Source organism: Microbacterium sp. BE35, from assembly GCF_031457705.1.
Taxonomy (GTDB): Bacteria; Actinomycetota; Actinomycetes; order Actinomycetales; family Microbacteriaceae; genus Microbacterium; species Microbacterium trichothecenolyticum.
The window spans coordinates 402,122-415,104 of record NZ_JAVDXD010000002.1 but is presented as its reverse complement, the minus strand read 5'-3'; the positions used below and the strand labels follow the sequence as shown (position 1 = coordinate 415,104).

The following is a 12,983-nucleotide window of genomic DNA, read 5'->3' as shown; positions in this document are numbered from 1 at the left end:
GCGGGGAGCGTGTGCGATGGCCGATGAGCAGTTCCTCACCATCTCGTCGATCCCCGGCGAGGTCGTCGACGACCGGCACCCGGGCGCCATCGAGGTCCTCAGCTGGAGCTGGGCGGTGTCGAACGCGGCTCCCGCCGGCGGAGGTGCGGGCGCAGGCCGGGTCGGCAAGCCCACGCTCACCGATATCGCTGTCTCCCTGCGATGGGATGCCGCGACCCCGCGTCTGTTCGATGCCTGTGCGCGCAGCATCCGTCTGCCGGAAGCGCTGCTGTCGGCACGACGTGCGGGCATGATCGGCGATTACGTCACCGTGCGGCTGCAGGACGCCGTCGTGACCTCGGCGACCACCGCGTTCGCGGGCGAGGAACCCGCCGTGCAGATCACCCTGGGGTTCGCCACCGTGACCTTGACCTACCAGACGACGCTGCCGGACGGCTCGCTCGGCGATCCGGTCGCGGTCACGATCGGTCGCGCCCAGAGGTGATCGGCGCGGGTGTGACGGTACGTGCAAGTGCAAGCCACCGATCGAAGGAGTCACAGATGAGTTGGAACGAGATCAGCAGCACCGTTCGCATGCTCTCCCTGCTGGGGCGCATCAGGCCGGAGATGTTCGACGTCTTCCCGCCGCACAGCCACCGGGCGCACCTGGTCAGCAGGTTCGACGCGGTGGCGCTCAACCCGCAGCCGTTGCCGCCCCGGTGGATGCTGGCGGCCTCCGAGCTCTCGGGCTACATCGCCGAAGCGGTGCTCGAGGCCGACCTGCGGGGTGAGGACCAGCCCGGCTGGGTGACCGAGGTCGTTGACGACTGGTGCGGCACCGGCTGGCCGCGGCGGCTGCCGATTCCGCTGCCCGGTCCGCGCGGCGAAGGCCCGCAGCCGGAGCCGTGGGATGTCGCCGCGGCGCAGATCACGGGTGCCGTGGCGTTCGCGTCGCTCGCGTCGCGCCTCGCCGGCGGTCATGCGCAGGCGTCGTTCGCCAAGATGGCCGAGAGCCTCGCGGAGGCGTCGAGCCGGGAGATGTAGCCACACGCGGCAACGGGTGGGAGCCCTGCGCGACACGCGGCCCCCACCCGTCGATGGCTCACCGAGCGGGGCTCACGCTCCCGAACAGGTGCAGCTCGGCGACGCCGAGGATCTGCCCGTTGACGATGCGGACGTACCGGTATCCGGTGTCGCCTTGCACCGCCCAACGCTGCCATTCGAGCGTCTTCGCGGGTGCCGCCGGCGTGAGACGGGTCCACGACTGGAGGTCGTTCGAGCCTTCCAGCCGCATGTCCGCGATGCGGGACGTGCCGTACCCGTCCTGCCGGACGAGGATCTCGGCGCCGGTCAGCGTGACGCGATTGTCGGGTCCGAGGTCCCACACGTTGCCGTAAGTGCCGGAGTTCAGACGGGTGTCGGAGTGCGTCGCCGCATCGCCGTCGAACATCTTCGCGGCGTACTGGGTCCATGTGGTGTCGGTCACACCGTCCGGGCGAAGCACCCGTGCGGTGCGGATTGCGTCGTCCACCAGCCCGGCGTCGGTCGAGAGGAAGAGCTTGGACCCGTCCGATGTCGCGGCGATCGCATCCGCCGACCTGCCGTCGGGCGTGGTGAAGCGGATGTCGAACGTGACCGACCCGCCGACCGGTGCACTCGAGGGGATCACCGCCGTCGCGACCCATTCGCCCGCCGCGGGCGACGTCACCTCGGCCGGTTCGCCCAGCACGGTGACCGCCACGTCGGTGTTGCCCGCCGGCCCCGTCATCCGCACCTCAACGCGGTCGCCGGGCACGACCCGGCCGGCCACGCCGTCCGGCGACCGGAGCGACACGGTGTCCATGGCACCGGTCGCCTCGCCGCGCGCGCCGTCGATCCGGATGTCGGCGATGCTCCAGATGCCCGGGTACGCAGGGTCGGACGGCACGCCCGGCTCGTCGACCTGGAACTTGAGGAACCGGAACCGCTGGTCGCGCACGTCCGCGCGCACGGGAATCCATTCGATCGCGGCATCCTGTCCGGAATTGGGACGCTCGGTGAGCAGGGTCCACGTCACGCCGTCGTCGGAGCCGTACACGTTCGTGCCCTCTGCCCGGTTGGGAAAGGTGTCCCGCGCCTGGAATCCGAACGCCGACGATGTGACCCGGAAGCCCGGGCCGAAGTCGAAGACGATCCCCGCCACGCGCTGGTCGCCCCAGGACGTCTGGTTGTCGCCGTCCACGAGCGCACGCACCTGCGCCGACGTGAGTCCCGGTGCGCTGGCGATGCCCGAGAAGTCGAGCGTGCCATCCGCCAGGCGCGGGCTGAGCACCTCGAGCCCGTCGACCGCGTCCCCCAGCTGCTGGAGCAGGGCGGCGAAGGTCGCGGAGTCCGCGGTCTTGCGCACCTTCTTCGCCTGCGCGTGCAGCTCTTCCACCCGCAGCCAGGATGCGGCGGTGTAGAGCTCGCGCGTTCCCTCGATGCGGTCGAGCAGCTTGCCGATCGCGGAGGCGCGGTTCGGGGCGACGGTCACCGCCACCGGAAGGGCCGTGACCGACGCGTCATCGGACGCGACGAGCACCAGCTGTGCACTCCCCGAACGTGCGGGCGTCCAGCTGGCCGTGTTCCCGGAGATCGACGCACCCGCCGGAGCGTTCTGCAGCTCGATGCGGGTCTCGCCGCCGGACGCGTCGGTCGTCGCGAAGGAGCGCGTCCACGGCTCGCCTGCCACTGCCATGACGTCGACCGCCGACGCGTCCTCGAAGATCGGCGGGGTCAGCACGCCGTTCGCCTGCGCGAGCACACCCGCGACATCGACCGAACCGTCGCCGCCGGTCGCCTTCACGAACAGGATGTTGTCGCCGACGGCGCCCGGCGTCTTGTCGAGGTGCAGATCGACCCACACGTAGCGCCACTGCTCGCCGGTGTCGGGGACGACCACCTCGGCGAACGGCGCCTCGCCGCCCGTACGTGCGAGTTCGAGGCGCGCCACGCCGTCGCTGCGCACCCGGATCCCGACGAGAGCGGTCTTGCTGCGATCCGACCACACCGTGCGCCGGATGGCCACCTGGGCGTCGGCTGCGGCGGCGTCGAGCCGCACGAAGGCGGTTCCGTCGACATCCGCGTCGGCGTGCGCTCCCGCACCCAGCGGCTTGCCGAAGGTTCCCACCGACAGCTCCGCGCTCGGTGCGAGTGGGGCGGCCGCCCCCGCCACCTCGGCGAGCTGCGGCGGGAACGCCACCCAGTACTCGGCGCCGGTGTAGTCCGAGCCACGGTCGTTCCAGAAGTTCTGAATGCCCGAGCCGTAGTAGTACAGCGGCCCGTCGCGGTGCTCGTAGAGTTCGGCGACGTGGGGCGCCTCGGTCTCCACGTCGACGCCGGCGACGTAGCGGTACTGCAGGTACGCCTCACTGAGTGGATCCTGCAGTCGGCCGCGATACGCCTGCGAGATCGCGCCACCCTCGTTCGCGGGGATGTACGGCACCTCTTCGCCCATCATGAAGGCGTCGAACGTGTCGGCGCCCGCGAGGATGCGGTTGTCGAGGAACCGGTACGGCGAGACCGCGTCCGGGGCGTCCGAGACGGTGCCGGCCACGGGGTCGAGCGTCGTGCCCTGGTTGTGGACGAGACGCGCGAGGGCGACGAGCAGATCCACGTCGCCCTGACCGTGGGCCTGGTCGCGCAGCATCTCCATGTGCTGGACGAAGGACTGCCCAGTGGTGTTGCCGGGGGCGTCTGCGGGGATCTCTCGGAAGATCGAGGCGAGCGCGCCGTTGACGTCTCCGCCATACAGATCGTGCTCGCTCTGGTAGCCCGCGTTGACCGTGAACCACTCGACGCGCTCGGCATACAGCTCGGCGTCGTCGAGGAAGATCGCCGCGGCGACCATGCCGATCACGCCGTAGAGGTGCTGGTTCCACAGCCGGTTCGCGGAGTAGAGGAACGTGTCGAGCACCGGGCGCGCGAGGTTGTCCTCGATGCGCTGCTGGTCCTGGCCGGTCCACCGCAGGTCGTACCCGCCGAGCGAGTCGTTGACCGGCTCGGTGCCGCGCAGCACCTCCGCCGCGATCAGCATGTAGTACAGCGGCACGCCGGTGTGGATGTGGGCGTCGGCGAAGTACGCGTACTTCGCCGGGTCGAGGCCGCTCCAGGTCCGCAGCACGTGGAGCGCGTTCGCCCGGTACTGCTCATCGCCGGTCACCACGTACTCGAGCGCCTGGGCCATCGCCCCCAGGCTGTCGCGCAGCGCGCTGGAGCGCATGCCCGCGCTCGCGTACGCGTCGTTCTTCGGGGTGTCGGTACCGGGCTGGGCGTTCTCCGCCCGGAAGTCGCGCGCCGCGTACCGGGTCTGCGACATCGCCTCGTAGTAGCTCGCCCACGGGTCGACCCCGGCGAGCACCTGCGTGCGCATGTTCTCGAGGTGGTCCGCGGTGAAGCCGAGGCCCGGGTGCGAGAACCCGGCGTCGCTGACGGTGCGGACGATCTCGGGTGGTGGTGGCGCCACGTGCGCGGCTGCCGGCTGAGCGGCCACGAGGGCACCGCCGAGCACGAGCAGCCCTGCCGTGAAGGCCCCGACCACCTGGTGGAAACGACGTCGTCGTGCGATCTTCATCGATCTCTCTTCTGTGTCTGCGCCGCGTATGAGAGACGGCGCGGGCGGATGGATAGCGTTTGCCACTTAACGAAAGTCACAAAGACGGGAGTCGCGTCAACCCCTGATCAGGAACGGTTCACGGTATGAAGCGCAGGCGCGGGGACGCGATGTCGGCGGTCCAGCCGCGCCCGTCGAGGTCATCGGCGCGTACGCCGAAGAAGAGTCCCGTGAACCGCAGGCGCGGGCCGTGGTCGTCCGACAGCGTCCACGCCGGATGCACGCCGGGAAAGGCCGTCCACTCCTCTCCGACACCGGCCCAGGCGAATCGGAGATCCGGCCCGTCCAGCACGGTCCGCAGCCTCAGCGGGCCGTCCGGCACCGCCACAGCAGCCGATCGCGTCGTGGTCGAGCCATCGCGCCGCACGACGCGCAGCTGGCGGCCGTCATCCCGATCGTGCGTGACCTGCAGCCAGATCCAGCCCGACCTGTCGTACCAGGCGATGGGCCCGGCAGCCTCCCGCGGTGAGCGGGGCTCGGCGTCGACGACGACCTCGAACTCGGCGCGGTGCTCCTCGACGCGGGTGAGGAGCATGGATTGATCGAACACGGAGGCGGTGGAGTGCCCGCCCCGCAGCCTCAGCCATCCGGGGCGCGCCGTGAGGTCGGCCACGTCGTGCGGCAGCGGCGCGCGTAGAGTCGTCCAGCGTCGCGAGTCGAGCGCGGCCCCGTCGAACTCGTCGATCCACTCGCGAGCGCCGGGAGAGTCATCCCTGCCGTCGTCCGGCGGGGAGCCGAGCACCACCTCGACCGCCGCGTGATGCCCGCCGTCGGCCAGCCGCAGCCAGCCGTCGGCGTCGAACTCGACCCGCTGCAGGCACGTTTCGCGCCCGAGCGTGCTGTAGCGCTCGCCAAGGTGCAGCGTCGGGCGGCTCGCCAGGTGCACGAGCAGCCAGTCGCCGTCCGGAGTCTGCACGAGTTCACCGTGACCGGCCTTCTGCAGCGGATGCCCCGGCGCATCTCGCGTCGTCAGCACGGCCTCGCGCGCGTCGCGCTCGTACGGCCCGAGCAGATTACGCGAGCGTGCGAGCGTGATGCCGTGGTTCCAGCCGGTGCCACCCGCCGCGATGAGCAGGTAGTACCAGTCGCCGAGGCGATACAGGTTCGGTCCCTCGACGAGCCCGTCTTCGCGGTGGATGACCGTGGCGTCGCCCGTCGTGCGGCGCTCGTCAGGCAGGTACTGCTCGATGACGAGCCCCGAGAACGACGGATGCTCGGGGCGCTGGTCCCACTGCACGCCGACGATCCAATGAGTGCCGTCCGGGTCGTGGAAGAACGAGAAGTCGAAGCCTCGCGAGCCGAGATGGACCGGCGCGCTCCACGGCCCCGTCACGGCATCGGCGGTCACGAGATAGTTGTCGATGTCCTTGTCGTCGCCGTCCATCGTGCGGACGATCGAGTAGGCGAGCCAGAACTTGCCCTCGGCGTACGACAGGCTCGGCGCCCACACTCCGCCGGAGTCGGGGATGCCCCGCAGGTCGAAGCCGTCGTCGAGCGCGTGCCCGATCGTGGACCAGGTGGCGAGGTCGGTCGAGTGATGCAGCCGGACGGCAGGGTGGAACTCGAACGTGCTCGTCGCGATGTAGTAGTCGTCGCCCACACGGAGGATCGACGGGTCGGGGTTGAATCCCCGCAGCACGGGGTTGTGGATCACGGCCATGAGAACGGGTGCTCCTCGCGAGGACTCAGGACGGGGGTGCGGGCGTCGGCGACGACGTCGTGGGCGGAGCGGGGTGGGCGAACGGCTCGCCCGCGACGAACCGTTCGACCTCGGCGGTCGCCGCCTCGCCGAGGCGTCGCAGCTCGACGCCCATCGAGCCGGCCAGGTGCGGCGTGAGGAACACGTTGGGCAGCGAGTACAACGGGTGCCCAGGCTCGAGCACATCGGGCTCGGTCACGTCGAGCACTGCCCGCAGCCGGCCGGCCCGCAGTTCGGTGACCAGCGCGTCCTGGTCGATGAGCGCGCCCCGTGCGGTGTTGATCACCGTGGCGCCGTCGCGCAGCGCCGCGAGCACATCGCGCGAGATCATCCCGATGGTCGCGGACGTCTCCGGGGCGTGGATCGAGAGGATGTCGCTGCGCCGCGCGAGCTCGCCGAGTCCGTCGACGAGCTCGACGCCGAGCGCCGCTGCGGTCGCCGGCGTGGCGTACGGGTCGTACAACAGCACGCTTACGTCGCTCGCGGCGAGTTTCTCGATCACGAGCGTGCCGATCGCCGAAGCGCCGACGATTCCGATGGTGGTGCGATACAGGCCGGCCCGCGGGGCGGCCACTTCACGGGGGACGAACCGCTGCTCGGCCCCGTAGCGGCGCGAGAGCCAGAACGCGTCCTTGGCAGCGAGCGTGATCATCGCCTGGGTGAACTCCGCCACGGGGATCGCGTTGGCGGCGCGGGCGGTCGAGACACGGATGCCGCGCGCCGACGCGGCCTCGTCCAGGAATCCGATCCCCCCGCCCCAATGCACGACGGCGCGCAGTGCCGGCAGCGCGTCGAGTTGCTCCGCGCCGAGTCGCACCACGCCCCAGCCGGTGAGGAGCAGCTCGAGGTGGGCGGCGTCGCGAAGCTCGTCGAGGCAGGTCGCGGCATCCGTCATGTCGATGTCGAGGATCTCGGCCAGGCGCAGCGCCTCCTGCTCGCCGAAGACGAACGGCACCAGGGTGGGGTCCATCAGCAGCGCGGCCTTCATGCGCCCAGCTCCTCGATGCTCCAGGCGTCGCGCCACTCGAGGCGCACCTGCCCGTCGTCGATGCGAAGCGGGAGCCAGACCGCGGCGGACTCTGCAAGGTCGTCGGGCGTCCAGCGGTCGCCGATGTAGACGAACCCGTCGCCGACGGAGGCGACGACACTCACCTGGGACTCGAAGGTGTTCGTGGCGTGCGGGGCGATCGGGCGCCAGTCCTCCCATGGCCCCGACAGGCTCGCTGCGCTCGTGTACATGTTGTCGTTCATGCTCCACCCGGTGAGGTCGGAACCGAAGAGCCAGTAGCGGCCGTCGCGGTGCACGAGCGTCGGCGACTCGTAGCCGATGGCGGGGTTCGCCTGCTGCCGCAGAGTCGCCACGATGCTGTCGACACCGAGATGGTCGTCGCGCAGGCGATAGATGTGGAGGCCGTGATCGCGGTCCTCCGACAACAGGTAGCCGACGCCGTCGTCGTGGAACACGCCGATGTCGCGGCTGAGGTTGCCGAGCGGCCGCTCGCTGCGGACGTACTCGTACGGCCCCTCTGGGCGATCGGCGATCGCGTACCCCACCTGGGCGTACGCGTAGTCGCCGGTGTCGATGTGCAGGAGCATCACCCACCGTCCGTCAGGCCGCTGCAGCACCTTCGGGCGCTCGACGATGCGGTCCGCGCCGATGTCGCCGTCGCCCGGGGTGAGGGCGTCGCCCTCGAACCTCCATGTGGCCAAGTCCGGCGAGGAGTAGCATGCGACGGCCGTGAACCGGTCGCCGGCCGTCTTGTCCTCACCCCACGCGTACCAGCGGTCGCCGACGCGGTGCAGACCGATGCCGTGCAGCTGCGCGGTGCGTCCTCGGTCGTCGGTGAACGTGCGGCCGGGCCGGATCTCCGCAGGCTCAGCCACGGCGCACCCGGAGCACGCGGGCGCCGAGCCCCGCCGGCGTCGCCAGTGAAAGGCCGCCTTCGGCGGACTGCAGCCGCCATTCGCGACGGTCCACCGAGTCGGCGGCGGGGAAGAGCACCTCAACCTCGCCGTGCACGCCGGGCAGCTCGAATGCGGCGGGCGCAGCATCCCGATCCCACACGAACAGCAGGTCCCCGTCCGTCGTATGCAGCCCGAGGCATACGGTCACCGCATCCCACGCGGGCAGCCCCAGAGGCCAGAACGGCACCGCGTCGGCGAGGTGCTCGCGCAGACGCTTGTGAAGCGCCACCGCCTCGGCGATGCGCGCCCTCTGCGCAGGACGCAGCTCATCGAGGAAGCCCGACAGGTACAGCCGCCCGCTCAATCCGCTGACGAGCGTGAACACCGTCTCTTCGTCGCTCATGGCGCGCGCCGGGTACGCCCAATTGCCGCACTGCTCCGGAAGGATCGACACGGGCGCGGACGCGGCAACAGGCGGGTAGAGCCGGAAGTCCTGCTGGTCGCTCGTCGACTGCAGATGGGTCACCGCGAGCAGCGCGTAGTCGGCGCGCATCGCCCCCGAGCTGCAGTTCTCGAGGCGCAGGGAGGTGTGCCGCTGCTGCACGCGCTCCAGCCAGTCTCGGAACGCGCGGGTATGCGCCAGCAGTCCGTCCGCCGCGGTCGTCGCGTGATGGTCGGTGCCGGCGCCGGGATTGATGTTGTAGTCCAGCTTGAGATAGCTGATGCCGTACTCCGCGACGAGATGATCGACGGTCGCGTCGAGATGCCCGCGAGCGGCCGGATGCCGGAAGTCGAGGTGGTAGCGGCGATCCTCCTGCACCCGTCGACCGAACCGCTGGAAGAACGCCTCGTCGGGCAGCTGCGCCGCGGCCGGGCTGTCGATGCCGACAACCTCCGGCTCGAGCCAGAGCCCTGCCTCCATGCCGAGTGCGCGGATCTCGTCGATCACGCGACGCAGGCCCCCCTCCGCGAACCGGGCGGACGCCTCGCGCCACTCGCCGACCGTCGACCACCAGTCACCGATGGCAGGATCGGCGAACCAGCCCGCATCAATGCAGAACACCTCGACACCCGCATCGGCCGCGCGCCGGATGAGCGGCAGGAGCTGCTCGGTCGTCGGCTGTCCCATGAGCGTGTTCATGAAGTCGTTGTAGACGACCGGGAGCGCCTGGTCGCGCGCCGGGCCGCGCAGCCACCGCCGGTAGCGGGTCAGCTCGGCGATCGCACCGTCGCGGGCGGAGGGCGATGCCGTGATCGCGACGGGCACGACGGTGAAGGTCTCGCCCGGCAGGAGCTCGTGCGCGAACTGGTGCTCGAGGTCGGTCGGGCCGAGCAGCGAGAGCACTCCCCCCTCGCGCGTCTGGCTGAGATCGGCGTGCCACCCGGCGCTCGTCTCGATCTGCCATGCCAGCGCCTCACCATCTCCGCGTGTGAGGTAGCCGCACGGCACATGTTCGCCGCTGGACCAGGCGCCGTGGCTGGTGATCGCCGCGTGGCCGCGCGCATCCTGCCCATGCAACGACAGCGAGATGTCGGGAAGCAACGTCCGCAACGACGTCTCGCCCCAACGGTTCTCGGCGAGCCATTCGCTCGCCGCGGTGCCCCACACGACGTCGTCCAGGTCGTCCTGCGACCGGCCGAAGCCGATCGTCGCCGACGACACCGCGGTCAGCAGGACCGTGTCGCGCCCGGCGTTGCGCACGTCGTGCTCGACGTGGACGGCCCTCGTGCCCACCGGGGCGGTGACCGTCGTGCGCACCTCGATCCCGCTGACCGCATCCGTCTGCACGAGGACGGCGCGCGAGGCCTCCGCGTCGGTCGTGACGTCCGAGCCCTGCACACGCAGGCGCTCGCCCAGCGCCGAACGCCAGTACGCCTGGCTCGTGCGGGCGCGCTGCTCGACGGCGGTGAACACTTGGACGAGTCCGACGCCTGGGCGGCCCGCGTGCGTCGACGTCGGGACACTCAGCGAGGCCGGTGCATCGGCCGACCAACCCAGCTCGAACGCGCCGACCTGGGCGCGGAAGTCAGTGGGCGCGGATTCCCGGTTCGCGGTGAGGGTCGCGGCGATGGTGGAGGATGCGGCTTCGGTCACGGAGTGTGTCTCGTCTCGTCGATCAGGGGAAGACGCAGCGCGTCGTTGCAGATGTGGATGCCGACGCCCAGGAGCGCGGGCAGGAACAGGGCGAGCGGCGGTCCGACGACCGGCAGCGCGAGCGCTGCGGCGCCGGAGCCGGTCAGCAGCAGCCAGCTGAGGACCACGTGCGGCCGGCGGGCGATGACCGTGGCCGCCGCGGTCGCCAGCGCGACAGCGCCCGGTACGTCTTTCGCGGCGGCAGCAAGCACTGACACGGCGATGAAGAAGGCCAGTGATACCGCGCCGGATGCCGCGACGAACAGCAGCATGGCGTCGGAGCGGCCGAACAGCGCGAAATCGTACGCGAGCAGCAGCACCACCGCGCTCGCTGCGATCGCGACCCAGGCCAGGGTGCGGCATCCGCTCGCGAAAGAGCTCCAGAACAGACGGCCGGCCCGTGCCTCGCCACGCTCGGCGAGCAGGCGTCGTGTGCTCCGCAGCAGCGCGTACGTCGCGGGCGCGAGAGGCAGGAGGGCGGCCGCTCCCAGCCAGATCGCCAGATGCGTCGACTGCCAGCCGACCAGCGCTGTGAACACGAGCGCCGGGCCGAGGCATCCGAGGAACGACACCGACACCACGAAGTACTGGAAGATCGCGAGGGCCGTCCCGGCGACGGGACCGTCGAGTGCGAGGATCGCCCGCATCCGAGCGGCGACGCCGGCCGTGCGCGACGACGTGTTCGACACGGTCATCCCTTCACCGCCCCCACCGACATGCCCTTGATGAAGTAGCGCTGGAACGCCGCGAAGATCGCGACCGAGGGGATGATGGCGAGGATCGCGCCGGTGTAGATCAGCTGCCACTGCGACGTGAGCAGGCCCACCATCCGGTTGATGGCGACGTTGATCGTGCCCGCCGACGACGAGTCGAGGAACACCAGCGGGATGAAGAAGTCGTTCCACAGCCCGAGCGCCTGAATGATCACGAATGCCGAGGTCACCGGAAGCAGCATGGGGAAGACGATCGACCAGAACGTCCGCAGTCGGCCGGCGCCGTCGACGTGCGCTGCCTCCTCCACCTCGATCGGGATGCCCTTGATGAAGCTGCAGTACAGCAGGATGCCGAAGCTCGCCGCCCCGCCGAGGTGGACCAGGATGACGCTCGTGAGCGTGCTGTACAGCCCGACATCGTCGAAGCCCTTCACGAGCGGGATCATGCGCACCTGGAACGGGATCATCAGACCCGCGATGAACAGGATGTAGAGGAACCGCGAGGTTCGTCCACCGATCCGTTCGATGCCGTAGGCGGCCATGGGCACGATCGCGACCAGAAGCACGACGGTGGCGACGGTGATGATGAGGGTGTTGAGGAGCGCCTCGCCGTAGTCCGTCTGCTGGAACAGCTGGATGTAGTTGTCGAGCGTGAACTGTGTGGGCAGGCCCATCGGGTCCACCGTGATCTCGGCGTACGACCGGAACGAGTTCAGGAACGCGTAGACCACGGGGCTCGCCACGATCAGCACGAGCACGGCGAGCACGGCCATGACGACGATCTGGCCCGCGGTGAGCTTCTTCGGCGTCGTCCGTGGCCGGCGCGGCTTGGGCGCCGGGGCGACGAGCAGTTCGGTTTCGGTGCTCATGCCTGGATCTCCCTCTTGCGCATGTAGGCGTTCGCCGCGACGGTGCTGACGATCACCACGAGGAACAGCACGATGGCGGCGGCGCTGCCGAAGCCCGCGCGGTACTCGCCGAACCCGACCTTGTAGATGAAGAACGCCATCGTCTCGCTGACGAACCCTGGCCCGCCGGCGGTGAGGACCATGACCTGATCGAAGATGGTCCAGCCCGCGATCATCGCGAGGGTCATGTTGACGGTGACGGCGCCGGCGAGCATCGGCCACGTGACGTGCCGGAACACCTGGCGGCTGTTGGCTCCGTCGATGCGTGCCGCCTCGGTGAGCTCCTGCGGCACGGACTGCAGATTCGCGAGGTAGATGAGCGTCGTGTTGCCGCCGAGCGTGAAGCACGTGATGAAGAGGATGACACCCACCACGATCGAGCTGTCGCCCAGCCAGTCGCGAGCCCACTCGGGGAAGCCGGCGTCGCGCAGGAACGTGTTCACCGCGCCGAAGTTGAAGTTGAGGAGGTACTTCCACACGGTCGCGAGGATGAAGCCGCTCACCAGTGCCGGCAGATAGACGGCGGTGCGGAAGAAGCCCTGCCAGCGACCGACTTTGTCGAGCATGAGCGCGACGCCGAGCGAGATCGCGTTGATGATGACGGCCGAGCCGAGCCCCAGGATCAAGGTGTTCTTGACCGCGTTCCAGAACCGCCCGCTCGTCAGGATCTCTTCGTAGTTGCGGGCGCCGACGTACTCGTAGTCGGGGCTGATGCCGTCCCAGTTCGTGAAGCTCAGCTGAAGGGACTGGATCGACGGCACGATCACCATGAGCAGGTAGATGACGAGCGCCGGAGCGACGAAGCCCAGCATGACCCACCGCGCGGAGCGGAACCGCCGGGTGCGGCGCTGCTCGCGTTCGGGCCCGACCGGCACGAACGACACGTCGTCGGGGGCACCCTCCGGCGCTCCGTCGAGCGGACCTCCGCCGCTGAGGCGGACGGCGGCGCCCACGACCTGGGTCTGCCCCTGCGAGGCACTTTGATCTGTCATGGAGACCTCCTCGGCTCCTGGTC

General features: G+C 70.0%; 10 protein-coding genes. 2 read left to right on the top strand and 8 right to left on the bottom strand.

What is annotated here, in order from left to right; translation table 11 throughout:
• The first annotated feature begins 16 nt into the window (after positions 1–16).
• On the top strand, positions 17–484 hold the full coding sequence (locus tag J2Y46_RS08150; protein WP_045297128.1) for a type VI secretion system tube protein Hcp: 468 nt from the start codon (positions 17–19) through the stop codon (positions 482–484).
• Between the two features lie 56 nt (positions 485–540).
• Positions 541–1,023, top strand: coding sequence for a hypothetical protein (locus J2Y46_RS08145; protein WP_045297125.1), 483 nt, complete (start codon positions 541–543; stop codon positions 1,021–1,023).
• A gap of 58 nt (positions 1,024–1,081) precedes the next feature.
• Here the strand turns inward: J2Y46_RS08145 and J2Y46_RS08140 are convergent, their stop codons facing one another.
• The 8 genes from J2Y46_RS08140 to J2Y46_RS08105 form a co-directional block, all read right to left on the bottom strand.
• Positions 1,082–4,570 carry an alginate lyase family protein gene (locus J2Y46_RS08140; protein WP_310241524.1) on the bottom strand — a complete coding sequence of 1,163 codons (3,489 nt, stop codon included), beginning with the start codon at positions 4,568–4,570 and terminating at the stop codon, positions 1,082–1,084.
• A gap of 118 nt (positions 4,571–4,688) precedes the next feature.
• Positions 4,689–6,269: a glycoside hydrolase family 43 protein gene (locus J2Y46_RS08135; RefSeq protein ID WP_310241523.1), complete on the bottom strand. Its 1,581-nt coding sequence runs from the start codon at positions 6,267–6,269 to the stop codon at positions 4,689–4,691.
• Positions 6,270–6,294: 25 nt separating this feature from the next.
• A complete protein-coding gene (locus J2Y46_RS08130; protein ID WP_045297121.1) occupies positions 6,295–7,296 on the bottom strand; it encodes a hydroxyacid dehydrogenase in 1,002 nt (333 codons plus the stop codon).
• Complete coding sequence (locus J2Y46_RS08125) at positions 7,293–8,192, bottom strand: family 43 glycosylhydrolase (protein ID WP_310241520.1); 900 nt, start codon at positions 8,190–8,192, stop codon at positions 7,293–7,295. The genes J2Y46_RS08130 and J2Y46_RS08125 overlap by 4 nt, the downstream gene beginning before the upstream one ends.
• Positions 8,185–10,308 carry an alpha-galactosidase gene (locus J2Y46_RS08120; RefSeq protein WP_310241519.1) on the bottom strand — a complete coding sequence of 708 codons (2,124 nt, stop codon included), beginning with the start codon at positions 10,306–10,308 and terminating at the stop codon, positions 8,185–8,187. The genes J2Y46_RS08125 and J2Y46_RS08120 overlap by 8 nt, the downstream gene beginning before the upstream one ends.
• On the bottom strand, positions 10,305–11,042 hold the full coding sequence (locus J2Y46_RS08115) for a hypothetical protein (protein WP_310241517.1): 738 nt from the start codon (positions 11,040–11,042) through the stop codon (positions 10,305–10,307). The genes J2Y46_RS08120 and J2Y46_RS08115 overlap by 4 nt, the downstream gene beginning before the upstream one ends.
• Positions 11,039–11,929 (bottom strand): carbohydrate ABC transporter permease, encoded by an 891-nt coding sequence (locus J2Y46_RS08110; protein ID WP_245619505.1) that lies wholly within the window; start codon positions 11,927–11,929, stop codon positions 11,039–11,041. Before J2Y46_RS08110 ends, J2Y46_RS08115 begins: the two co-directional genes overlap by 4 nt.
• Positions 11,926–12,960: a carbohydrate ABC transporter permease gene (locus J2Y46_RS08105; RefSeq protein WP_052676686.1), complete on the bottom strand. Its 1,035-nt coding sequence runs from the start codon at positions 12,958–12,960 to the stop codon at positions 11,926–11,928. Before J2Y46_RS08105 ends, J2Y46_RS08110 begins: the two co-directional genes overlap by 4 nt.
• Between the last annotated feature and the right edge of the window lie 23 nt (positions 12,961–12,983).